Below are 23,572 nucleotides of genomic sequence, written 5' to 3'. Positions count from 1 at the left end.
CTTGCGTTTCCGACTCTATCAGATCCTTTTCCGATCCGATTTCCTCGGTGCTTTCCAGGTTCCCGCTTTCGCGTTTCCCTTTCCGGCGGTTCCGACTTTATCAGAGATTCTGAGCCGGATTTCCCGCCCTCCGGGGCGGCTCCGAACCACGAAGTGGTCGGGTGCCCGTCCGAGCGGAGTTGTAAACGTACTGGAGCGGGGCGCCCCGATGCAAATCGTGGCGCCCCGCTCCTCGTTCGCGCGGTCCTGGGTCCGACGGACCGTCAGACCTCCACGACCACAGGGAGGATCATCGGCCGGCGTCGGTACTTGTCCGACACCCACTTGCCGAGGGTCCTGCGTACCAGCTGCTGGAGCTGGTGGGGTTCGACGACCCCGTCCTGCGCCGAGCGCTCCAGAGCCTCGGTGATCCGCGGCAGGACGTCGGCAAAGGCCGAGTCCTCGATACCCGAACCGCGCGCCTGGACGTGCGGGCCGCCGGTGATCTTGCCGGTGGAGGAGTCGATGACGACGAAGACCGAGATGATGCCCTCGTCGCCGAGGATCTTGCGGTCCTTCAGAGCCGGCTCACCGACGTCGCCGACGGAGAGCCCGTCGACGTACACGTACCCCGCCTGGACCTTGCCGGAGATCTTCGCCTTGCCCTCGACGAGGTCGACGACGACTCCGTCCTCGGCAATGACGATGCGGTCGTGCGGGACGCCGGTGAGGGCACCCAGTTCGGCGTTGGCCCGCAGATGGCGCCACTCGCCGTGGACCGGCATCAGGTTCTTCGGGCGGCAGATGTTGTAGAAGTACAGGAGCTCGCCGGCGGACGCGTGGCCCGAGACGTGCACCTTGGCGTTGCCCTTGTGGACGACGTTGGCGCCCCAGCGGGTCAGGCCATTGATCACGCGGTAGACCGCGTTCTCGTTGCCCGGGATGAGGGACGACGCCAGGATCACCGTGTCGCCCTCGACGATGCGGATCTGGTGGTCCCGGTTGGCCATGCGGGACAGGGCCGCCATCGGTTCGCCCTGTGAGCCCGTGCAGACCAGCACCACTTCGCTGTCCGGCAGGTCGTCGAGGGTCTTGACGTCCACGACCAGGCCCGGCGGAACCTTCAGGTAGCCGAGGTCTCTCGCGATGCCCATGTTGCGGACCATGGAGCGGCCGACGAAGGCGACCCGGCGGCCGTACTCGTACGCGGCGTCCAGGATCTGCTGGATGCGGTGGACGTGGCTGGCGAAGCTCGCCACGATGATGCGCTTGCGGGCCCCTGCGAAGACCTGGCGCAGGACGTTGGAGATGTCGCGCTCGGGCGGGACGAAGCCCGGGACCTCGGCGTTCGTCGAGTCGGCGAGGAGAAGGTCGATGCCCTCCTCGCTCAGGCGCGCGAAGGCGTGCAGGTCCGTGAGGCGGTTGTCCAGCGGGAGCTGGTCCATCTTGAAGTCGCCGGTGTGGACGACCATGCCCGCGGGCGTGCGGATGGCGACGGCCAGCGCGTCCGGGATCGAGTGGTTCACCGCGACGAACTCGCAGTCGAACGGGCCGATGCGCTCGCGGTTCCCCTCCACCACCTCGAGGGTGTACGGGCGGATCCGGTGCTCCTGGAGCTTGGCCTCGATCAGGGCGAGGGTCAGCTTGGAGCCGATCAGCGGGATGTCCGGCTTCTCGCGGAGGAGGAAGGGAACGCCGCCGATGTGGTCCTCGTGGCCGTGGGTGAGGACGATGCCCTCGATGTCGTCGAGGCGGTCCCGGATGGACGTGAAGTCCGGCAGGATCAGGTCGATTCCGGGCTGCTCCTCCTCGGGGAAGAGCACTCCGCAGTCGACGATCAGCAGGCGGCCGCCGTACTCGAAGACCGTCATGTTGCGGCCGATCTCGCCGAGGCCTCCCAGGGGGGTGACCCGGAGGCCGCCTGCGGGGAGCGCCGGGGGACGGCCCAGTTCAGGGTGCGGATGACTCAAAAGACTCTCCTCAACCACACGCGCCACGTACCGGTGGGCACGTGGCGCGCGTGACGTTCGTGCAGAAGCAGTTGTCGTAGTGGGGTGCAGGCACCGGTGGCCTGCGTATTCAGTTGTGAAGCCGTGGTGGCACCTGGCGGTGCGGTGGTGCGAAGTCCGTTGTCAGAGCTGTACCCCGCCGGCAGCAAGATCGATCTTGAGCTGCTCGGTTTCCTCCGCCGTGAGCTCGACCATCGGCGCGCGCAGCGGGCCCGCGGGCAGCCCCTGGAGGGTCAGCGCGGCCTTGGTGGTCATGACGCCCTGGGTGCGGAACATGCCGGTGAAGACCGGGAGCAGCTTCTGGTGGATCTCCAGCGCCTTCTGCACGTCACCCGCGACGAACGCGTCCACCATGGCGCGCAGCTCGGGGGTGACGACGTGGCCGACGACCGAGACGAAGCCGACCGCGCCGACCGAGAGCAACGGGAGGTTCAGCATGTCGTCGCCGGAGTACCAGGCGAGTCCGGAGCGCGCGATGGCCCAGCTCGCGCGGCCCAGGTCGCCCTTGGCGTCCTTGTTGGCGATGATCCGCGGGTGCTGCGCGAGGCGGACGAGCGTCTCCGTGTTGATCGGGACGCCGCTGCGGCCGGGGATGTCGTAGAGCATGACGGGCAGCTCGGTGGCATCGGCGATGGCCGTGAAGTGGCGGTACAGGCCCTCCTGCGGGGGCTTGTTGTAGTACGGCGTGACGAGCAGCAGGCCGTGGGCGCCGACGCGCTCGGCGGCGCGGGCCAGCTCGATGCTGTGCTGGGTGTTGTTCGTGCCGACTCCGGCGACGACATGGGCGCGGTCGCCGACGGCCTCCAGGACTGCTCGTACGAGGTCCGTTTTCTCCGCGTCGCTGGTGGTGGGGGACTCGCCGGTGGTCCCGTTGATGATCAGGCCGTCGTTGCCTGCGTCCACCAGGTGGGCGGCGAGCCGCTGCGCGCCGTCGAGGTCGAGTGCGCCGTCCGCCGCGAAGGGCGTGACCATGGCGGTGAGGACCCGCCCGAAGGGGGTCTGCGGAGTGGAGGTCGGAGCCATGGGTTACACGCTACTCGTTGCTCAGGGCGGGGTCTGCCCTCGGGGGAGGCGGGGGATCGGCACGGAGGTGGAGCCCGGCACTGCCTGCTCGGGGGTTCAAGCAGTGCCGGGTCCCTTTGATCAGGCTAGATGAACTTCACCAAACGCCGCAATCGGGACACTTCAGGCGGCTGATGCGCACATCTGTGCCCGGTCGGGCGCGGGGAGCGCGTTACGGCGCCACGCGACCGTTCGCGTTGAAGGCGGCGTAGGTGAGCGGCATGAGCCTCGCCCACTCCTGCTCCATCTTCTCGCCCACCATCTCGATCTCCCGCTGCGGGAAGGAGGGCACCTTCGCCAGCTCGTGCTGGGTGCGCAGGCCGAGGAAGTGCATCAGCGAGCGCGCGTTGCAGGTGGCGTACATCGACGAGTACAGGCCGACGGGGAGCACCGCGCGGGCCACCTCGCGGGCGATGCCGGCGGCGAGCATCTCCTGGTACGTCCGGTAGGCCTGGAGGTAGGAGTCCTCCATGGACCGGCTGACCAGCTCGTGCTGCTCGGCGGTGCCCTCGACGAAGACGTACTTGCCCGGGCGGCCCTGCTGGACCAGCTTGCGCTCGGCGCCCGGCACGTAGAAGACCGGCTGGAGCTCCCGGTAGCGGCCGGACTCCTCGTTGTAGGACCAGCCGACCCGGTGCCGCATGAACTCGCGGAAGACGAAGATCGGGGCGCTGATGAAGAAGGTCATCGAGTTGTGCTCGAACGGGCTGCCGTGCCGGTCCCGCATCAGGTAGTTGATCAGGCCCTTCGAGCGCTCCGGGTCCTTCTTCAGCTCGTCCAGGGACTGCTCCCCGACGGTCGAGACGCGGGCGGCGAACAGCACGTCGGAGTCGGTGGCGCTGCTCTTGACCAGCTCGACGGTGATGTCGCTGCGGAGGTCGATCTTGAAATCGTCGGCGGGTGTGTCGGTCACGGGTGGAGGGCCTTCCCATCTTGTCGCTTGGCGAGGCCACTCTACGGCCCGCCAAACGGGGCGATCGGTGCCGTGCCGCGATGAAGTCGGTGAAACAGGGCACCTGCGAGGGCGTTCGTTCGTCTGTATGAGTAACAGCGATTCGCATGATCCCTGAAGGGAGACGCACCTCCGATGATCCGCCGGCGTGAACCCGTGCCGTTCGCCTTCGTCGCCGAAGCCGACAGGTTCCGCAGCAATGTCACTCCCCCGCCCCGCGAGCGGGCGTCCTTCGGCCAGTTGGCCGGGCGCTGGCTGCTGGGCCTCACCGTGGTCGCCGGGATCGCGGGGTCCCTGCTGATCGGGATGCCCGCGTTGTCGGCCGACCAGCCCTCACCACAGCAGCAGCAGTCACAGGCGTCCGACGGGCGCTGAGGCGGCACCCGGCCGGTCCTGACTCCATCCGGGGGCCCGAAGGTGGTGACCGGAGACACAGGTCGGTAGCCTCACCGGGCACAGCACACGCCATGGAACGAGTGAGGACCAGCCGTGCCCCTGCCCTTCCTGACGGCCGACCGCGCCTTCGACGCGGCCGAGGACGTCGCGCTGCCCTACGACGACCGCGACCAGTGGCGTCGGCCGTACCGGCCGGGGCCATGGCGGGTGGGGGTGGCGGCGCTGACGCTGCTGCTCGCCTCGTTCGTACTGTTCGCGGCGGTCATCATCGCGGTGACGGACTCGCCGTCCTCGGCCGCCGTGGTCTTCGGCGTCGCCCTCGTCATGATCGTCTGTGCCCTGCGGCTGCTGCGCATGGGCGTGTGGGTCAGCGCGCGCGGGGTGCGCCAGGTGGGGTTCTTCACCACCCGCACCGTGGCCTGGCAGCAGGTCGCCAGCCTGCGGACGGTGCAGCAGCCGGTCCGTTGGCTGGGCCTGCCGCGCACGGTGCAGGGCCAGGCGCTGCTCCTGGTCCGGCAGGGCCGGAACGGGGACGGCGCACCCGTGCTGATGACCAGCCACAACGCGGACTTCCTCGCCCGGCCGGAGGCCTTCGACCGGGCCGCCGACACCGTGGAGGCGTGGGCCGACGAGTACCGGCGGGGCTGAGCCGGAGCGCAGAAAATGACGGGGCCCGGTCCGCGCGTGCGGACCGGGCCCCGTCATTTCCGTGTGCCTCAGGCGGTCTCGACCTGTTTGTGGTCGTGCAGGGCGATCGCCCGCTGCATCGCCTTGCGGGCACGCGGGGTGTCTCGGGCGTCCTGATAGGCGACGGCGAGCCGGAACCAGCTGCGCCAGTCGTCCGGAGCCGCCTCCGTCTCGGCCTTGCGGCGGGCGAAGACCTCGTCGGCCGACTCACGGTCGATGCGGCCGCTGGGGGTGCGCTTCAGCTCGTCGACGGGCAGTCCGCCCTCGGCGTCGAGTTCGGCGGCGAGCTGGTTGGCACGGCGGACGAACTGGGTGTTCTTCCACAGGAACCACAGGCCGATCGCCGGCAGCACCAGCACCGCCACGCCGAGGGTGACGGTGAGGGGGGTGCCGGCGTCGATGAGCATCACACCGCGGCTGCCGACCAGGGCGAAGTAGAAGACCAGGACGGCGGCCGTGATGACGTAGGAGATCTTCGCGCGCATGCCTCAGCCCAGGTCCAGGAAGTGTTCCAGGCCGAAGGTGAGGCCCGGAACGGTCACCACCCGCCGGGTGCCGAGCAGGATGCCCGGCATGAAGCTGCTGTGGTGCAGGGAGTCGTGCCGGACGGTGAGGGTCTCGCCCTCGCCGCCGAGCAGGACCTCCTGGTGCGCGAGCAGGCCGCGCAGGCGGACCGCGTGTACCGGGACGCCGTCCACGTTCGCGCCGCGGGCACCGTCCAGGGCGGTGGCAGTGGCGTCGGGCGCCGGTGCGACGCCTGCCTTCTGCCGTGCCTCGGCGATGAGCTGCGCGGTGCGCGTGGCGGTGCCGCTGGGGGCGTCCACCTTGTTCGGGTGGTGCAGCTCGACGACCTCGACGGACTCGAAGTACGGGGCGGCGATCTGCGCGAACTTCATGGTCAGCACGGCCCCGATGGAGAAGTTGGGCGCGATGAGCACGCCCGTCTCCGGGGAGGCGTCGAGCCAGCCCCTCAGCTGCGCGAGGCGCTCGTCGGTCCAGCCCGTGGTGCCGACGACGGCGTGGATGCCGTGGCGTACGCAGAACTCGAGGTTGTCCATGACCGACGCCGGGGTGGTCAGCTCGACCACGACCTCGGCGCCGCTGTCGGTCAGCGCGTCCAGCGAGTCGCCGCGGCCCAGGGCGGCGACCAGTTCCATGTCCTCGGCGGCCTCGACCGCCCGCACCGCCTCGGAGCCGATACGGCCCTTGGCGCCGAGGACGGCCACGCGCAGCTTGCTCATGTCTGTTGCTTCCTTACCGGAGGGGGTTAGGCGACGGCGTCGTGCAGCCGGGACGCCTGCTTGTCCTTCAGCGGGCCGATGACCGACAGCGAGGGCCGCCGGCCCAGGACGTCGCGGGCGACGGCGCGGACGTCGTCCGGCGTGACCGAGGCTATCCGGGCCAGCATGTCGTCGACGGACATCTGCTCGCCCCAGCACAGTTCGCTCTTGCCGATACGGTTCATCAGCGCGCCGGTGTCCTCCAGGCCGAGGACGGTGGAGCCCTGGAGCTGGCCGACGGCGCGGCCGATCTCCTCGTCGGACAGCCCGTTCTCGGCGACGTGGTTCAGTTCGTCGCGGCAGATCTGCAGCACGTCGTGGACCTGGGAGGGCCGACAGCCCGCGTACACGCCGAAGAGGCCGCAGTCGGCGAAGCCCGAGGTGTACGAGTACACGCTGTAGGCCAGGCCGCGCTTCTCGCGGACCTCCTGGAACAGGCGCGACGACATGCCGCCGCCGAGGGCGGTGTTGAGGACGCCCAGCGCCCAGCGGCGCTCGTCGGTGCGGGCCAGGCCCGGCATGCCGAGGATGACGTGCGCCTGCTCGGTCTTGCGGCCGATCAGCTCGACGCGGCCCGCCGTGCGCAGGGTGCGCCGGCCTTCGCGCGGGGCGATGGGCGCGGCCACGGGGTCCCTGAAGGCGCCGGCCTTCTCGAAGGCGGCGCGGACCTGGCGTACGACCTTGTTGTGGTCGACGTTCCCGGCGGCGGCGACCACCAGGTGGGTCGGGTCGTAGTGCTTCCTGTAGAAGCGGCGGATGCGGTCGGCGGTGAGGGCGTTGACCGTGTCGACCGTGCCGAGGACGGGGCGGCCGAGGGCGCTGTCGCCGAACATCGTGTGCGCGAACAGGTCGTGCACGCAGTCGCCGGGGTCGTCCTCGGTCATCGCGATCTCTTCGAGGATGGCGCCGCGCTCGACGTCGACGTCCTCCTCGCGGATCAGGGAGCCGGTCAGCATGTCGCAGACGACGTCGATGGCCAGCGGCAGGTCGGTGTCGAGCACGCGCGCGTAGTAGCACGTGTACTCCTTCGCCGTGAACGCGTTCATCTCGCCGCCGACCGCGTCGACGGCGGAGGAGATGTCCAGGGCGGACCTGCGGGACGTGCCCTTGAAGAGCAGGTGCTCCAGGTAGTGGGTGGCGCCGTTCAGCGCGGGGGTCTCGTCGCGGGAGCCGACGTGCGCCCAGATACCGAAGGTCGCCGAGCGAACCGAGGGCAGGGTCTCGGTGACGATGCGCAGGCCGCCCGGGAGGGTGGTCTTGCGGACCGTGCCGATGCCGTTCTGGCCCTGGATGAGGGTTTGGGTACGGGCGACGGCCCGCGCCTCCGAAGAGGTGCGGGCCGTCGCCTTGGAGCTACGGGACGTCACTGGTCGGCGTCGTCCTTCGTGTCCTCGGAGCCTTCTTCGCCCTCGATCACGGGGATCAGGGAGAGCTTGCCGCGGGAGTCGATCTCGGCGATCTCGACCTGGACCTTGTGGCCCACACCGAGGACGTCCTCGACGTTCTCCACGCGCTTGCCGCCGGCGAGCTTGCGGATCTGCGAGATGTGCAGCAGACCGTCCTTGCCCGGGAGCAGCGACACGAACGCACCGAAGGTCGTCGTCTTCACGACGGTGCCCAGGTAGCGCTCGCCGACCTCCGGCATGGTCGGGTTGGCGATCGAGTTGATCGTGGCGCGGGCGGCCTCGGCCTGCGAGCCGACCTGGGCACCGATGTAGATCGTGCCGTCGTCCTCGATCGTGATCTCGGCGCCCGTGTCCTCCTGGATCTGGTTGATCATCTTGCCCTTGGGGCCGATGACCTCACCGATCTTGTCGACGGGGATCTTCACGGTGATGATCCGCGGCGCGTTCGGGGACATCTCGTCCGGCGTGTCGATCGCTTCCATCATCACGTCGAGGATGTGGAGGCGGGCGTCACGGGCCTGCTTGAGGGCGGCGGCCAGGACGGAGGCGGGGATGCCGTCCAGCTTGGTGTCGAGCTGGAGGGCGGTCACGAACTCCTTGGTGCCGGCGACCTTGAAGTCCATGTCGCCGAAGGCGTCCTCCGCACCGAGGATGTCGGTGAGGGCGACGTAGTGCGTCTCGCCGTTGATCTCCTGGGAGATCAGGCCCATGGCGATACCGGCGACGGGGGCCTTCAGCGGCACACCGGCGTTCAGCAGCGACATGGTGGAGGCGCAGACCGAGCCCATGGACGTCGAGCCGTTGGAGCCGAGGGCCTCGGACACCTGGCGGATCGCGTACGGGAACTCCTCGCGCGTCGGCAGCACCGGCACGATGGCGCGCTCGGCGAGGGCGCCGTGGCCGATCTCGCGGCGCTTCGGGGAGCCGACGCGGCCGGTCTCGCCGACGGAGTACGGCGGGAAGTTGTAGTTGTGCATGTAGCGCTTGCGGGTCACCGGGGAGAGGGTGTCCAGCTGCTGCTCCATGCGGAGCATGTTCAGGGTGGTGACGCCCAGGATCTGGGTCTCGCCACGCTCGAACAGGGCGGAGCCGTGGACCCGCGGGATGGCCTCGACCTCGGCGGCCAGGGTGCGGATGTCGGTGACACCGCGGCCGTCGATGCGGGTCTTCTCCTTGATGACGCGCTCGCGGACCAGGGACTTGGTCAGCGCGCGGTACGCGGCGGAGATCTCCTTCTCGCGGCCCTCGAACTCCGGCAGGAGCTTCTCGGCGGCGAGCCCCTTGACGCGGTCCAGCTCGGCCTCGCGCTCCTGCTTGCCGGCGATGGTGAGCGCCTGGGCGAGCTCGGGCTTGACCGCGGCGGTCAGCGCCTCCAGGACGTCGTCCTGGTAGTCGAGGAAGATCGGGAACTCGCCGGTCGGCTTCGCGGCCTTCGCGGCGAGGTCGGCCTGGGCGCGGCACAGCACCTTGATGAAGGGCTTCGCGGCGTCGAGACCGGCGGCGACGACCTCCTCGGTGGGCGCCTCGGCGCCGCCTTCGACCAGCTTGATGGTCTTCTCGGTGGCCTCGGCCTCGACCATCATGATCGCGACGTCGCCGTCCTCCAGGACGCGGCCCGCGACGACCATGTCGAAGACGGCGTCCTCGAGCTCGGTGTGCGTCGGGAAGGCCACCCACTGGCCGCGGATCAGCGCGACGCGGACGCCGCCGATCGGGCCGGAGAAGGGCAGGCCGGCCAGCTGCGTCGACGCGGAGGCGGCGTTGATCGCCACGACGTCGTACAGGTGGTCGGGGTTGAGCGCCATGATCGTGGCGACGACCTGGATCTCGTTGCGCAGGCCCTTCTTGAAGGACGGGCGCAGCGGGCGGTCGATGAGGCGGCAGGTGAGGACGGCGTCCTCGGAGGGCCGGCCCTCACGGCGGAAGAAGCTGCCGGGGATCTTGCCGGCGGCGTACATCCGCTCCTCGACGTCCACCGTGAGGGGGAAGAAGTCGAGCTGGTCCTTGGGGTTCTTGGAGGCGCTGGTGGCCGACAGCACCATGGTGTCGTCGTCCAGGTAGGCCACGGCGGAGCCGGCGGCCTGCTTGGCCAGGCGGCCCGTCTCGAAGCGGATGGTGCGGGTGCCGAATGCGCCGTTGTCGATCACGGCTTCGGCGTAGTGGGTCTCGTTCTCCACTAGTGTTTTCTCCTCGTCTTCGTCCCTCCTCGCCCGTGTGGCGGGGGGACGGTGGCGGAGAAGCGCTCCGTCCTGTGCGGGCCGGTCTTCGATCGAAGCCCTCGGGTCTCTTTCCCCGGGGGCCACTACCGAGGACCGGCGGCGGCGAGGCGCGCTTCTCCTCGTTTCGTTCGGTGCGCGTGGTGTGCTCCGCCTGTGCGGGTGCCCACCACGCCGAGTCGTACGTCCTGCGTTGTGCTACCACACTACAAAGCGGCGGTGACACCTCGCACGTACAGCAAAGGGAGCGGCCCCCGAACGATGGGAACCGCTCCCTCCACGGCGTCTTACTTGGCGCCCGCCGCACCGCGGCGGATGCCGAGGCGCTCGACCAGCGCACGGAAGCGCTGGATGTCCTTCTTGGCGAGGTACTGCAGCAGCCGGCGGCGCTGACCGACCAGGATCAGCAGGCCACGGCGGGAGTGGTGGTCGTGCTTGTGGGTCTTGAGGTGCTCGGTCAGGTCGGAGATCCGACGGGACAGCAGAGCGACCTGGACCTCGGGGGAGCCGGTGTCGCCCTCCTTGGTACCGAACTCGGAGATGATCTGCTTCTTGACGGCGGCGTCGAGCGACACGCGTACTCCTCTTTGATCTGTGACTGGCCTTCGAGTGCCCCCGGTCTGCATCTCGGGGGATCTTCCGTGACTCGGAAGGCGGGGATCCGCTGGGCGCGGCCTCCAGGGCCCTGGGCTCCGGGGGCGCGTACACAAACGGCCGTCACACAGCGTACCAGCCTGGGCGGACGCCGTTGTCCGCGGGCTCGGCGGCCGGGTCGTCACTCTTGCCGGTACGGACATCGGCAAACCGCTGAGCTGGGAGAACCCCCGGAAGTAGGGTAGCCGCGCATCCGTTGGCACCGCAGGAAGGACCGAGCCCCGATGGCCGACGCCGAGGACACGGAAATCAAGGCGCGCAAGGAGCGGGAGAGGGACGAGCTGTACTCCCTCGACATCTCCGGCGTCGAATGGCACAGCGCGCCCGGCACCGAGGAGCACGAGGAGAGGGTCGAGATCGCCTACCTTCCCGCCGGCGCCGTGGCCATGCGGTCGTCGCTCGACCCGGACACCGTGCTGCGGTACACGGAGGCGGAGTGGCGGGCTTTCGTCCTCGGCGCACGGGACGGGGAATTCGACCTGGAGCCGGCACCGGGGAACGGCGCCGGGTAAGGCGGGCGGGGCGGCACGGTGTGCGCCCCGCTTCTCCGGGCACTCCGCCTTCCCGGACACCCGTCTTCCCGGACCCTGCGCCGGGAACCGGCGGTCAGTCGCTCGTCATCGACCGCGCCGAGGCGTAGACGTCGAACACCGCCAGCGCGAGGGGGATCAGGGTCAGGAGAACGAAGGCTTCCGCGATCTCCGTGAAGCGGCCCCAGAAGGGGGTGACACCGCGCCGGGAGGTGATCAGACCGATGGCCGTGACCAGAACGACGGCCGCGGCGACGGCCGCCGCGAGCCATACGCTGCGGATGTCGAGGGCGGCCGTGTCGCCCTGGAGCGCGTCACGCCAGTACTCGGCGGGCGGATTCATCGCGAGGCCGAGCCCCAGGAAGACGAGCGAGCCGAGTCCGGCGGCCAGCGTGGCGGCGACCTGCGTGGTGTAGCGGAACAGGTGGGCGCGCATCAGCATCGCGATCCCCGTGGCCAGGGCGAGGAGCTGGGCCCACACGTTGACGGAGAAGCTGAGGACGATCGCCGCGCCGACCGCGAGGAGCGCGCAGCCCCCGACCAGTCCCGCGAGCAGTTCGTGACCGCGGCGGGCCTGCGCGGCGACGCGTTCGGCGTCGACGGGTTCCGGGGAGACCGTCTCGTCCGTCGTGTAGGAACCGCGCGAGCCGTTGGGCAGCTCGAAGCCGATGGGCAGTCGGGCGAAGCGCATGGACAGGCCGGGCAGGAACGCCAGGGCGCACACCGACAGGGGCGCGCAGATCGCGGCCGTCTCCATGGGCTTCAGATGCGTCAGCATGGCGATGAAGGTCGTGAGCAGACCGATCGCGGCGGAGAAGACGAACGCCACGAAGGGGCTGTCGCCGCCCGGTGACACGAGGGTCAGCACGACGGAGGCGACCAGGACCGCCGCGCAGGCGAGGAGGAACTGGAGCCGTCCGATGCCCTGGCCGTCGGCGAGCGGCAGCAGTCCCGAGCCGGCCACGGCGATGTTGGGGAGAGCGCCCAGTCCGAGGGCGACCGCGGAGCCGCGGTCGTCGTACACCCGGGCCCGGACACACGCGAAGGTGGTCAGCAGGACACCGGTGACCGCGGCGATGATGCCCTGGAGGCTGTGCATGTCGTGGCGGACCTGCGAACTCCAGGCCACGAAGGCGAGCAGCACCGGGAGGACGCCCGCGCCGATCAGGCCGGCGGTGCGGGTGAGCTCGCCGTCCCAGAGGGTGCGGTCGCGGGTGACGGCCGAGGCGACGGCCTCCGAGACGTCGTCGATGACGGCGGGGGGCAGCGATTCGGCGAAGGGCCGCAGCGTGAGCAGTTCCCCGTCCAGGATGCGCTGGGCCGCGAACGACCGGGCGCTGTCGAGGACGGTGCCGTCACGGCGTACGAGGTGGTAGCCGACCGGGGCGCCCTCGGCGGGGCTCTGCTGGGAGAACCTGAGGATCTCCGGGTAGAGGTCGGCGACCGGTACGTCGTCGGGCAGTGCCACGTCGATGCGGCTGTCGGGAGCCACGATGGTGACCCGGCAGAAGCCGAGCCCCGTACCTGACCCCGCTGGGACTGTGCTGCCCGGTCCGCCGGCCGCGCCGGCCGGCGCGGAGGCCGTCATGCTCACCTGCTGTTCCCCCTCGTCGGTAATACGGGCTGGGCGCGGTAGCGTTGCGCCTCGCCCACCGGTAGCCATCGTGTCCGGCCGCTGCGCGCCGCTCGCGATCCCCGGCCGATTCGCAACTGTTCACACGTCTCACGCGCACCCTATCGTCCGCCGTTGTCAGCGGGAGTCAGTAGGATCGCCCTTCGCGATCGACGTGCGCCGGACACGGGGCGGCGGGCGGAACGGATCAGCCGGGCAAGGGAATTGGTGCGAAGTGAGCCACATCGTCGTCAAGCGCCCACCACGGGCACTGCCGAAGGACGTGCCCACGCAGGAAGTCGTGCTGCAGCCACCGCCCGAACTCCCGCGGGGGCAGCAGGAAGGCGCCCTGATGCAGCTCCTTCCCATGCTCGGCATGGGCGGGTCCGTGGTCTTCTTCTTCAACCCGCAGGCCCAGCCCTTCATGAAGATCATGGGCATGGTGATGGTGGCCTCGACGATCGCGATGGGCATCGCGATGCTGGTCCGCTACCGCCGGGGCAACCAGGGGCAGATGGCCGACATGCGCCGGGACTACCTGCGTTATCTGTCCCAGGCCCGGCAGTCCGCCCAGACGACCGCGCGGGTCCAGCGCGACGCCCAGTACTACCTGCATCCTTCACCGGAGCAACTGTGGGCACTGGTCGCCGAGGGGAGCCGGGTGTGGGAGCGACGCGCCGGTGACGAGGACTTCGGTCAGGTACGGGTGGGGCTCGGCCCGCAGGCGCTGGCCACTCCCCTGATCCCCCCGGAGACGGCCCCGGTCGACCAGTTGGAGCCGCTGACCACGGGCGCCATGCAGCGCTTCCTGGCCACGCACAGCACCCTCGACGACCTGCCGATGGCGATCTCGCTGCGCGCCTTCTACCACGTGACGGTCAGCGGCGAACCGGGCACCGTGCGCGCCACCGCCCGCGCCGTCACCGCCTCGCTCGCCTCGCTGCACTCCCCCGACGACCTGGTCATCGCCATCGCCACCGGCCGGGAGTCCACCGGGGAGTGGGAGTGGAGCAAGTGGCTGCCCCACGTGCAGTCCCGGGGCGCCGCGGACGGCGCGGGCAGCATCCGCCTGATCACGACCGACCCGGTGGAGCTGGAGGACCTGCTCGCCGACCGGCTCCAGGGGCGTCCCCGCTTCCACCCGGACGGACAGCCCGTACCCGACCAGCCGCATCTGGTCGTCGTGCTCGACGGGGTCTCGCTGCCGCCGACGTCGCTGCTGGCGAGCCCGGAGGGCATGCAGGGCGTCACGGTGCTGGAGGTCATGCCCGGAAGCCTCACCAGCGGGCGCGGTGACCTCTCGATCGTCGTTCACCCGAAGGAACTGCGCCTGGAGTCGGCCCACGGCATGGTCTACGAGGGCACGCCCGACGGCCTGTCGTACGAGGCCGCCGAGGCTCTGGCGCGCCAGCTCGCGCCGCTGCGCATGGCGTCGGGCGGGGACGACGACGAACCGCTGCTCGCCAACCTGGAGTTCACCGACCTGCTCAACCTCGGGGACGCGGCCTCCGTCGACACCCGGCGCACCTGGCGGCCCCGCTCGCAGTCGGAGCGGCTGCGGGTGCCGATCGGCGTCGGCGAGGACGGCCGGCCCGTGATGCTCGACCTGAAGGAGGCGGCGCAGGAGGGCATGGGCCCGCACGGCCTGTGCGTCGGTGCGACCGGTTCCGGCAAGTCCGAGCTGCTGCGCACGCTGGTCCTCGGCCTCGCCGTCACCCACTCCTCCGAGACCCTCAACTTCGTGCTGGCGGACTTCAAGGGCGGTGCCACCTTCGCGGGCATGGCGCAGATGCCCCACGTCGCGGCCGTCATCACCAACCTCGCGGACGACCTGACCCTCGTCGACCGGATGGGCGACTCGATCCGCGGCGAGCTCAACCGCCGTCAGGAGATGCTCCGCGACGCGGGCAACTACGCCAACATCCACGCGTACGAGAAGGCCCGCGCCGCCGGTGCCGCGCTGCAGCCGATCCCGTCCCTCGTCCTGGTGATCGACGAGTTCAGCGAACTGCTCACGGCCAAGCCGGACTTCATCGAGATGTTCGTGCAGATCGGCCGCATCGGCCGGTCGCTGGGCGTGCACCTGCTGCTCGCCTCGCAGCGGCTGGAGGAGGGCCGCCTGCGCGGACTGGAGACCTATCTGTCGTACCGGATCGGTCTGCGCACCTTCTCCGCGGCCGAGTCGCGGGCCGCGCTCGGCGTCCCCGACGCCTACGAACTGCCGAACGTCCCCGGCTCCGGCTTCCTGAAGTTCGGTACGGACGAGATGGTCCGCTTCAAGGCCGCCTACGTCTCGGGCGTGTACCGCACGAGCGCTCAGCAGACGGCGTCCTACGGGGGCCCGCTCCCGGTCGACCGCAGGCCCGTGCTGTTCACGGCCGCGCAGGTCCCGGTGCAGTACCTGGCGGTTCCCGCGCAGCGCGAGGAGACACGGGAGGAGACGGACGAGGCCCTCGCCGACACGGTCCTCGACGTCATCGTGCGGCGCCTGGAGGCGCAGGGACCGGCCGCCCACCAGGTGTGGCTGCCGCCGCTGGACAGCCCGCCGTCGCTCGACACGCTGCTGCCGGGTCTCGCGGAGGTGCCGGGCCGTGGCCTGACCCAGCCCGGTTACGAGGGCGCGGGCCGGCTGGTGGTGCCCGTCGGTCTCGTCGACAAGCCCTACGAGCAGCGCCGTGACCCGCTGTGGGTGGACTTCGGCGGCGCGGCCGGCCACATGCAGATCCTCGGCGGCCCGCAGTCCGGCAAGTCGACGCTGCTCCGCTCGATCATCGCCTCCTTCGGTCTCACCCACACCCCGCACGAAGTGCAGTTCTACGGCCTGGACTTCGGTGGCGGCGGCCTGTCGGCCGTGGCGGGCCTGCCGCACGTCGGCGGTGTGGCCTCGCGCCTCGACCCCGAGCAGGTGCGGCGCACTGCGGCCGAGGTGTACGGCGTGATGACCCGCCGCGAGGAGTACTTCCGCACCGCCGGCATCTCCTCCATCGCGGAGTTCCGCAGCCGCCGCGCGCGGGGCGACATCTCCGTGACCGACCAGCCGTGGGGCGACGTCTTCCTGGTCATCGACGGCTGGGGGAACTTCCGCACGGACTACGACGCCCTGGAGCCGTACGTCCTGGACATCGCGGCGCGTGGTCTCGGTTACGGCATCCACCTGATCCTCACGGCGTCCCGGTCCATGGAGGTCCGCGGCAACCTCAAGGACCAGCTGATGAACCGGCTGGAACTGCGGCTCGGCGACCCCATGGACTCCGAGTTCGACCGCAAGGTCGCGGCCAACGTACCGACGGGCGTGCCAGGCCGGGGCCAGACCCCGCAGAAGCAGCACTTCATGGCGGCGGTCCCGCGCATCGACGGCCTGTCCTCCGACACGGACCTGGCGGAGGCGACGCAGGCGCTCGGCACCGAGGTCTCCCGGCACTGGCAGCAGCCCGGTGCCCCCGCGGTGCGGTTGCTGCCGAGGGAGTTCCCGGCGCGCCAGCTTCCGCCCGGCGACCGGTTCCCCCGGCACGGTGTCTCCTTCGCGCTCGACGAGGACAACCTCGAGCCGGTGTTCGTGGACTTCGAGCAGGACCCGTTCTTCCTCGTGTTCGGCGAGAGCGAGTCCGGCAAGTCCAACCTGCTGAAGCTCCTCATCCAGCGCATCACCGAGCGCTACGACGGGGACAGCTGCAAGCTGTTCGTCGTCGACAACCGGCGCTCCCTGCTGGGCGTGACCCCGTCCTCGCACCTGGCCGAGTACGTGCCGATGTCGAACCAGATGCAGCACCACATGGACGCGCTCGCCGAGCTGATGCAGCGCCGTACCCCGACCGCCGACGTCACCCCGGAGCAGCTGCGTGACCGCAGTTGGTGGAACGGGCCGACGATCTACATCGTCGTCGACGACTACGACCTGGTGGCCACGTCGAGCGGCAACCCGCTGGCGGGCCTGACCGAGATGCTGCCCTTCGCCCGGGACGTCGGCGTGCGCTTCATCATCGCCCGCTCCACGGCGGGCGCGGGCCGGGCCGGGTACGAGGCCTTCATGCAGCGCATCAAGGAACTCGGCGCCCAGGGCGTCGTCCTCAGCGGCGACCCGGCCGAGGGCGACCTGCTCGGCGGAGTGCGTCCGCGCCAGATGCCGCCGGGCCGGGGCGTGTTCGTGTCGCGGCGGCGCGGGAAGCCGCTCGTCCAGGTGGGACTGGTGGAGGACGGGAGCGGACGGTGAGGGCCGTCCGCAGGATCGGCCTCTTCTGCGTCCTCCCCCTGGCACTCGCGCTCACCGCCGCCTACACCTGGTACCGGGTGAGCGACACGGGCCGGGGCTGGCGTTACGAGGACAAGCTCGCGACCTACTGCGGCGGCCTGATCCCATACGACGAGTCGGCGGTCTTCACCGGCCTCGACACCGAGACCGGCCTCTCCCGGGACGGCGAGTACGGATACGGCGAGGACCGCTTCCGCTCGTGCCGGGTGGCGGACCTGACCGTGTCCGTCGGGCTGATCCCCGCTGACGCGTATCCCTCGGGCACGCGTGACGACATGCTGAGCATGCTGGGCGGTGGCTCCCGGGACAACCTGCCCGTGGCGCTGGGCGGCGGCTGGCGCGGTTTCACGGACCTGCGGAACACGGGGGTCGTCCTGCCCTGCACGGACAAGGACGCGTCCCTGGTGGTGAGCATCGCCGGCGACGGATCTCACGGGAACGCCGACTCGAGCCGCGCCGTGGGGCGACTGGCCACCGCCGTCGCCCGCGAGGCGGCCGGCCGGGAGTCGTGCGAGACGACTTTCGGCGGCGCCATACCGGAGCTCTCCCTCTCGAAGGGGAAGACCGCTCTCCTGAGCGCGTCGGGCACCTGCGCCGGCATCCGGATACCGGATTCCGCGCCGGACGACTGGGTCGACTGGATCGAGGAGACCGAAGGGTCGGACAGCGCCCCGCTGGAGCGGTGCCTCCTGGGCGAGACGGGGGGACGCGACGAGGTCGTCTACTCCCTGAGCGCGTCGTTCGGTCCGTACGCCCAACGGCTGCGGCCGGAGGCCGGCGACGACGAGGACTGGCCGCAGCCGGGCATGACACGCGACAGCGCGACGGCGACGGCAACCTGCCCGGGCAGCACCGTGCCGGCCGTGTTCAGCATCGACGCGACGGTCTACGCCGCCCCGACACGGGAGTTCCTCACCTCGGCCCTGCGCGCCTTCGCGGAGCGGTCGGCGGGGCGGCACGGGTGCAGAGGGCTTCGGCTGCCGGGCTGATCCGCGAACGCCGCGAGGGTGGGCGTCTCCCGCGCACGCCCACCCTCGTTCCTGCCGCGGCCTTGGCCGCCGGTGACTACTGCAGGTACCTGGCCGCCGCCAGGTCACCCTCCATGTACGTACCGCCCGACTGACCCACGACGTGACCGATGCCCGTCAGGGCCTGGTGGATGTCGCTGGCTTCCTTGTCCCAGCGGCGCAGCTTCTCGTCGAAGGTGTCCTGGGCCTTGCCCGCCCAGTACTGCTTGCTGTTCATCACCATCGTGCGCAGCTGCTGGATGTCCTCGTCGAGCTGCCTCGCCTCGTTGGCGATGTTCGTCGCCGCGAAGTCGAGCCCGTCGTACGTTACCTGCAGACCGTCCGCGTTACGGCTCATCTCTGCCTACCTCGTCTCTTCCGCCTGTGGTTGATGTCCGCGAGTGTCGACGCCCGAGAAGGCTCAGGTCATCGAGCTGAACGGCGACGACTGGACCGTGGGGGCACCGTCGTTGATGTTGATCTTGTTCACGGCCGCGCGGACTTCGTCTTCCTTGGAGTCCTTGATGTTGCGCGTCGCGGTCATCGCCTCGATGACGTCACCGAGGATGCGGCCCATGTTCTGCAGCGAGGTGTTGATCTCGTACTGCTTCGTGTCGAAGGCAGCACGGCCGATGCCCTGCCACTGGCCCTCGAGGCTGTCGATGACACCCTGCAGGCTGTGCACCCGCTTGCGGATGTTCTCGAACTTCTCGTACATGTCCTTCTGCAGCTTGATTACTGCTGCATCTTCAAGCTTCTGGTCGACGGCCATGTTCCGCCTGCCCTCCCTTTTCGTTTCGGGGTCCAACTGTGCGGCTCAACGCCCTTCGGCGGCGAGCACGTTCTCCACGCCCTGACCTAACGGCGCCGGGCTCGGGCGGCCGGCGTCACGCGGCGCGACGCGATCGCAGGACGGCGAAGGCTCCGCCTCCGAGCACGACCACGGCCGCGGCAGCGCCGAGTGCGATCCACAGCGTGCTGTTGTCGTCGTTCGAGGACTCGGCTGCCACGTTCGCCGTCTTGTCCGCGCCCTCCGCCTTCGATCCTGCTGCGGCCTTGTCGGCGCCAGAAGAGCTTCCCGGGGCTTGTGACGAGCCTGTTGCGGACGGGGACGCGGCGGAGGCGGGCGGAATCTCGGTCACGAGCTTCTTGCCCTTCTCCTTGTTCCACTTGGCGAGGGGGTCGGAATAGGGCGCGCCGGCGTCGTAGTTCGGGTTTTCAAGCACCACGCGGGGACGGACGGTTCCGTACCCGGCGTACTGGGTCGGGTCATCCTTCGGCCACTTGCGGCTTGCGGTGTCGATGAGCGCTCGGGTGACCTGGTTCGCGGTCCAGTCGGGGTGGGCGGACCAGATGAGGGCTGCAGACGCCGAGGCGATGGCCGCGGAGGCGCTCGTTCCCTCCAGACCGTGGCAGTACGACTCAAAGCTGGGACGGCAGTAACCCGGCATGTCCTCGCCTGGCGCTACGAGGTCAACGTAGTTCCCTCGCGAAGAGAACTTCGAGATGTTGGCGTCCTTGTCCATTGACGAAACACCCACCACGTATGGAGCCGCGGCCGGGTATCCGATGTTTCCGTCGTCGCTGTCGCCCTCGTTCCCTACGCCGGCGATCAGCAACTTGCCCTTCGACGCAGCGTAGGTCACCGCCTCTTCGATGGCCGGGTCGTAGTACGGACCACCGAAAGACATGTTGATGATCTGTGCATCGGTATCAGCCGCAGCTTTGATCGCCTCAGCGGGCTCGGCTGTCTTCTTCTCTTCCGCCTCTGGCACGCCTGTCAGCACAATGCGGTACGGAACGATCTTCGCCCCCGGCGCAAGACCCTGGAGACCGCCTTCGGCTCCTGTACCCGCGATCAGTTCGGCCATGGAGGTTCCGTGGCCTTGATAGTCCTTCGTGGCACCGTAGGAAACTTGCTTGGGCACTTCGTCTGCGAGTACCTGCCCCCTGAGGCTGGGTGTGCTGGGATTCACGCCCGTGTCGATGACAGCGACCTTGATGCCCTTCCCGGTGCTGGCTTTCCACATCGTCTCCGCCTGCATCGGCTCCAGGTACCACTGCTCCGACTGTGCATCGGCGGCAGCCGCGCCCGGAGCGACCCCCACGCCGACGGCGACCAGGGCGCTCGCGACGACACTCCCCGCACGTACTGGTAGACCGCGACGTGTTGCTGACTTCATGATGAGGTGGGTCCTCGCTCGGGTTAGTTGACGACTGGCGGCACGTCACGCCGCGGATTCTGGGGCAGATGTGTCTCTTCGTCTTCGACCAGGTAATCAGGTCGCTGCGCCTCTTCCTCTCGGCGCTCGTCTCGACGGTTGCCTCGCTTCCCGGGTTCCCGCACAAGTCCGGCACCGCCCCGGGTCATACCGTTCCGCTCGGCGCGGGCAGCGGAACTCCGCCCGACGGGTGCGCCTGTGACGCGGGACTTGGCGGAGGCGTCCACGGAGCCGTTCGCGCCTCCGCGCTGCCCAGGGCGCCCGTTCGTGGAACCGAATGTGCCCTCGGCGCCGACTACTGTTCCGCGTGGGATCCGGGCGCCGCTGCGTCCCGCACCTCCGGGAACAGATCCGGGCCGACCGCCCACCACACCATTGCCTCGGCCCGCTCCGGTGACTGGGCCACCCCCTGCCTTCGGCTGGGTCGAGGAGGTGGTCCTGGGGGTGCCTCCGCTGACCCCGTGGCTTGTTGAGATCGGCTTCGCCGCAGAGGTCGTGCCCTTGGCAATGGACTGACCAGCCGGCGTAGTTCGGCCCATCTGGCTCAGGGGGCCCTGACCGACCTGACGTACAGGCCCCGTAACTCCCTTCGCCACAGGCCCTGCAGGCGTCGTTCGCCCCTGAGCATTCAGCGGCGGCCGGATGCCATTTGTTCGACCATTGGACCGACCGACCGCCGGGGCCTGCGAGAGCGGTGGCGTTTGGCCAGTCGAGAAGGGACCAGTCGGACCACTACTCTCAGCCGGCGGCAGGGAGGGTGGCAAAGTCTGGCTGTGGGAGGGAACCGTGGGAACCGTCGGGGCGGTACTGTCAATGGTCGTCCCGACAGACACAGTGGGATCAAGGGTCGGCCTCGTGCTTCCGTCCGGAATGACGGCACTGCTGCTCGAGTCCTGCGGCCGGGCAACGCTTTCCGTCTCGGCAACCGCGGAACGGCTGGAAAAATCGCCGCTCTCGTTTCCTTGTTCCGTGCCATAGCGCGCGGCTACCGGCGGATGGTAGATGCCGCTTCGCTTTGGCTGCGGAACGCCCACTTCCGGCATGGTCTTAAACTCGGGTTGCGGCAGCTCGCTGAGTTGCAAGCTGGCCACCGCGTAGTAGGACGACAACCGGTTCATCTGGTTGATCGCCTCCTGACGGTCCTTTTCCACGCGGACCGCTTCGGCGTACTCGGCGTTCCCCTCGACCTGCTTGGGCGTCGGAAGCTTCCACGGCTTCACACCCAGTTGCCCTTCCGGCCTGGTGTCACGGGGCGGCATGGCCTTGCGTACGGCTGCCAGGCCCACGGCGGCCGCGGTGACCTGGTCACCCGCGCCTCCGGCGAACTCGCTCAGCCCGTAAGTGCTCGTGACCAGCGAGCGACCCCACTTGCGGAACGCCTCACCCGACTCTCCGACCCAGTGGACGTTCTCGATGTGGCCGTCCAACTCCTTGGCGGCCTCATTGATGGCGTCCCGTGCGTCCCACAGGGCCTTCCCTGAAGACTCCAAGTCCTCCGGGTTGGTCTGCTCGACCAGGTCGATCATTTGGTTCAGGCTGTGATTGTCAAAGTCCGTGCGCCCGTGCACACCGCGCTCGTACGCCGTGCCCTTGGCCGCCGTACGGACCATGTCGTCGATGGCTCCGAAGAGGAAGCCACTGCTCGGGTTCTGCTCGGCGTGCCGCGTGAGGTCCGTGAAGGTGTTCTGCCCGGAGACCCGCTCCAGGTCCTGCTCATGCTGCTTGTCGGTCATCACAGGTCCCCGGTGGTGTCGTCGCCCTTGGCGCGCTGCTTGCCGCCTGCTGCGTCCTGCAGACTCTTGATCTGCGACTGAATCGCATAGAAGCGGCGGCGCTGCTCCTCTTCGAGGTTGTCGAAGCCCACGTGCGCACCCCGGACGGCGATGCCGATCGCCTCGATCTGCAGGTGCAGGGTCTTGGACAGTGAAGTGAGCTTCTCGTGCACCTGGTTGTACTGCACGTACAGATCATGCGCCTCGGGGAAAGCGGACGGGTCCCCCGCCAGCGACCCCGGCTTGATCGTCTGGGCGCCCACTCGTGTCGGGTTGCCGGGCGAACCCTCGAGGTTGGTCAGGACCCCGTCCACCCGCTTCACGAACGTGCTCAGTGCCTCGCCGGTGACCTCCAGGTTCGCCGCCCTGGCTGCCGACACGCCCCCCACCATGTCCGCTGGAAGCACGTCGCTCCCTCCCCGTTCCCCGTAGCTTCATCACTGTGGCCGGCCGGCCACTCGCCCCCGCGATCGCAAAGCGGGTCGCGCGCGTTTTGCGATCACCACTGTAGTCAACGGGTACGACAGGGCCAACCGTGATGTGTGCTAGTCCAGTTACAAAGACGCCCCGGACATGACACTTTGACCGATCTGGCGGTCAGTGGTGCGTCAAGCGAGCTGAGCGCAGCAGGTCGTCGGCAGCCGGGCGCACCGCGACTGCGGCCATGTAGTTAAAGGGTGAACGAAGCGTCACAGTCGTCCGTCTGGGCACCGGGGCACACAACGTCCCGTCACTCGAAGTGGTGCACAGGCACGGTGTTGCCCGCCGACCCCCTTCGTGTGCGCTGCGGCGTGTGACCGACGTGTCGTGTGTGACACTCCCTGCCTCCCTTGACCTCCACCGACCACCGGATCTCCCCGAAAACTTCACCTCCGCAATCGCGCCACGTCGGACGCAAGCCGGTTGCCCTGCCGCCACCGATTGCTAACTTGTCGCGGAGTCCGGACACCGCAGGACGCCCACCGACCGGCACAGGCGACAGGCAGTCCTGCACACGGGGAGGGTTGCCGTCCATGGCATGGAACGAGTGGGAACAGCTCAAGGCCGACGCGCTGCAACGTCAACAGGGTTCTACGCACATGCAGTTGAACCAGGCCGACGGCGGTGCACCTCCCATGCCGAGCTCGTACGGTGACCTCAAGGTCGCGAATGACGGTCTCACCAAGATCGGCGCAGCCGCGTTCGAGCTATACGACCAACTGTGGAGCAAGGCCCGCGTCGCCGTGCCTACCAGTGACTCCGCGGCCACGGACCTGTCGAAGCAGGGTTTCGCAGTTGGTGCGGGGCTCAAGCACGTGTCCACCCGCTGGGACGAGCAGCTGAAGTCACTGATGGACGCGTGCGCCCACATCTCGAACCACATGCGGGTCACCAAGAAGGTGCATGACGGGGACGAGGGCTACATCCAGCGGCAGATGAGCAGCATCGCCATGCTGGACGTCGGCTTCGACGAGCGGGTCGGGGCGCCGGGCGAGAAGAACAAGATTTACGGGGAGCCGAGCAAGAAGAAGGACGACTGAGGGGCACTTCACGCCGCTC

20 protein-coding genes are annotated in these 23,572 nt (G+C 69.3%); 6 read left to right on the top strand and 14 right to left on the bottom strand.

Going from position 1 to position 23,572, the window contains the following annotated elements:
* Positions 1-263: 263 nt before the first annotated feature.
* From IEZ05_RS28685 to thyX, 3 genes are all read right to left on the bottom strand, one after another.
* On the bottom strand, positions 264-1,949 hold the full coding sequence (locus tag IEZ05_RS28685; RefSeq protein WP_189233165.1) for a ribonuclease J: 1,686 nt from the start codon (positions 1,947-1,949) through the stop codon (positions 264-266).
* Positions 1,950-2,111: 162 nt separating this feature from the next.
* Positions 2,112-3,011 (bottom strand): 4-hydroxy-tetrahydrodipicolinate synthase, encoded by a 900-nt coding sequence (dapA, locus tag IEZ05_RS28680; RefSeq protein WP_161167478.1) that lies wholly within the window; start codon positions 3,009-3,011, stop codon positions 2,112-2,114.
* A gap of 211 nt (positions 3,012-3,222) precedes the next feature.
* A complete protein-coding gene (gene thyX / locus IEZ05_RS28675; protein WP_189233164.1) occupies positions 3,223-3,963 on the bottom strand; it encodes an FAD-dependent thymidylate synthase in 741 nt (246 codons plus the stop codon).
* Between the two features lie 174 nt (positions 3,964-4,137).
* On the opposite strand from thyX, the gene IEZ05_RS28670 reads away from it, so the two are divergent.
* Both IEZ05_RS28670 and IEZ05_RS28665 read left to right on the top strand, forming a co-directional pair.
* Entirely contained in the window at positions 4,138-4,377 is a 240-nt protein-coding gene (locus tag IEZ05_RS28670) for a hypothetical protein (protein ID WP_189233163.1), read from the top strand.
* 114 nt (positions 4,378-4,491) lie between these two features.
* Entirely contained in the window at positions 4,492-5,046 is a 555-nt protein-coding gene (locus tag IEZ05_RS28665) for a hypothetical protein (protein WP_189233162.1), read from the top strand.
* Positions 5,047-5,114: 68 nt separating this feature from the next.
* Here the strand turns inward: IEZ05_RS28665 and IEZ05_RS28660 are convergent, their stop codons facing one another.
* From IEZ05_RS28660 to rpsO, 5 genes are all read right to left on the bottom strand, one after another.
* Positions 5,115-5,570 (bottom strand): tetratricopeptide repeat protein, encoded by a 456-nt coding sequence (locus tag IEZ05_RS28660; RefSeq protein ID WP_189233161.1) that lies wholly within the window; start codon positions 5,568-5,570, stop codon positions 5,115-5,117.
* A 3-nt stretch (positions 5,571-5,573) separates the two neighbouring features.
* Entirely contained in the window at positions 5,574-6,326 is a 753-nt protein-coding gene (dapB, locus tag IEZ05_RS28655) for a 4-hydroxy-tetrahydrodipicolinate reductase (RefSeq protein WP_189233160.1), read from the bottom strand.
* 26 nt (positions 6,327-6,352) lie between these two features.
* The gene (locus tag IEZ05_RS28650; RefSeq protein WP_189233159.1) at positions 6,353-7,732 is read right to left on the bottom strand and encodes a M16 family metallopeptidase; all 1,380 of its coding nucleotides are present in this window, start codon (positions 7,730-7,732) and stop codon (positions 6,353-6,355) included.
* Positions 7,729-9,948: a polyribonucleotide nucleotidyltransferase gene (locus IEZ05_RS28645; RefSeq protein ID WP_189233158.1), complete on the bottom strand. Its 2,220-nt coding sequence runs from the start codon at positions 9,946-9,948 to the stop codon at positions 7,729-7,731. Before IEZ05_RS28645 ends, IEZ05_RS28650 begins: the two co-directional genes overlap by 4 nt.
* 326 nt (positions 9,949-10,274) lie before the next feature.
* Positions 10,275-10,562, bottom strand: coding sequence for a 30S ribosomal protein S15 (rpsO, locus tag IEZ05_RS28640; protein WP_006130415.1), 288 nt, complete (start codon positions 10,560-10,562; stop codon positions 10,275-10,277).
* Positions 10,563-10,865: 303 nt separating this feature from the next.
* Here rpsO and IEZ05_RS28635 point away from each other — a divergent pair, with 303 nt between their 5' ends.
* Complete coding sequence (locus tag IEZ05_RS28635) at positions 10,866-11,153, top strand: DUF397 domain-containing protein (protein WP_189233157.1); 288 nt, start codon at positions 10,866-10,868, stop codon at positions 11,151-11,153.
* Between the two features lie 94 nt (positions 11,154-11,247).
* On the opposite strand, the gene eccD is transcribed toward IEZ05_RS28635, so the two are convergent.
* On the bottom strand, positions 11,248-12,759 hold the full coding sequence (gene eccD / locus IEZ05_RS28630; protein WP_189233174.1) for a type VII secretion integral membrane protein EccD: 1,512 nt from the start codon (positions 12,757-12,759) through the stop codon (positions 11,248-11,250).
* Between the two features lie 259 nt (positions 12,760-13,018).
* Between eccD and eccCa the strand changes: the two genes are divergently transcribed.
* Positions 13,019-16,993: a type VII secretion protein EccCa gene (gene eccCa / locus IEZ05_RS28625; RefSeq protein WP_189233156.1), complete on the top strand. Its 3,975-nt coding sequence runs from the start codon at positions 13,019-13,021 to the stop codon at positions 16,991-16,993.
* The gene (locus tag IEZ05_RS28620; RefSeq protein WP_189233155.1) at positions 16,990-18,021 is read left to right on the top strand and encodes a hypothetical protein; all 1,032 of its coding nucleotides are present in this window, start codon (positions 16,990-16,992) and stop codon (positions 18,019-18,021) included. Before eccCa ends, IEZ05_RS28620 begins: the two co-directional genes overlap by 4 nt.
* 76 nt (positions 18,022-18,097) lie before the next feature.
* Here the strand turns inward: IEZ05_RS28620 and IEZ05_RS28615 are convergent, their stop codons facing one another.
* The 5 genes from IEZ05_RS28615 to IEZ05_RS28595 all read right to left on the bottom strand — a co-directional run bounded on the left by IEZ05_RS28615 (position 18,098) and on the right by IEZ05_RS28595 (position 22,440).
* Positions 18,098-18,397: a WXG100 family type VII secretion target gene (locus tag IEZ05_RS28615; protein ID WP_189233154.1), complete on the bottom strand. Its 300-nt coding sequence runs from the start codon at positions 18,395-18,397 to the stop codon at positions 18,098-18,100.
* Positions 18,398-18,460: 63 nt separating this feature from the next.
* Positions 18,461-18,811 (bottom strand): WXG100 family type VII secretion target, encoded by a 351-nt coding sequence (locus IEZ05_RS28610; RefSeq protein WP_189233153.1) that lies wholly within the window; start codon positions 18,809-18,811, stop codon positions 18,461-18,463.
* Positions 18,812-18,926: 115 nt separating this feature from the next.
* Positions 18,927-20,222 carry a S8 family serine peptidase gene (locus tag IEZ05_RS28605; RefSeq protein WP_189233152.1) on the bottom strand — a complete coding sequence of 432 codons (1,296 nt, stop codon included), beginning with the start codon at positions 20,220-20,222 and terminating at the stop codon, positions 18,927-18,929.
* A 23-nt stretch (positions 20,223-20,245) separates the two neighbouring features.
* Positions 20,246-21,994 (bottom strand): WXG100 family type VII secretion target, encoded by a 1,749-nt coding sequence (locus IEZ05_RS28600; RefSeq protein WP_189233151.1) that lies wholly within the window; start codon positions 21,992-21,994, stop codon positions 20,246-20,248.
* The gene (locus IEZ05_RS28595; RefSeq protein ID WP_189233150.1) at positions 21,994-22,440 is read right to left on the bottom strand and encodes a hypothetical protein; all 447 of its coding nucleotides are present in this window, start codon (positions 22,438-22,440) and stop codon (positions 21,994-21,996) included. The genes IEZ05_RS28600 and IEZ05_RS28595 overlap by 1 nt, the downstream gene beginning before the upstream one ends.
* Positions 22,441-23,046: 606 nt before the next feature.
* On the opposite strand from IEZ05_RS28595, the gene IEZ05_RS28590 reads away from it, so the two are divergent.
* Positions 23,047-23,553: a hypothetical protein gene (locus IEZ05_RS28590; RefSeq protein ID WP_189233149.1), complete on the top strand. Its 507-nt coding sequence runs from the start codon at positions 23,047-23,049 to the stop codon at positions 23,551-23,553.
* The last annotated feature ends 19 nt before the right edge of the window (positions 23,554-23,572 follow it).

Origin of the sequence: Streptomyces flaveolus (assembly GCF_014648815.1) — a bacterium.
GTDB lineage: Bacteria > Actinomycetota > Actinomycetes > Streptomycetales > Streptomycetaceae > Streptomyces > Streptomyces flaveolus.
The sequence above is the reverse complement of the archived record's forward strand: the minus strand, read 5'-3'. Positions and strand labels throughout refer to the sequence as shown.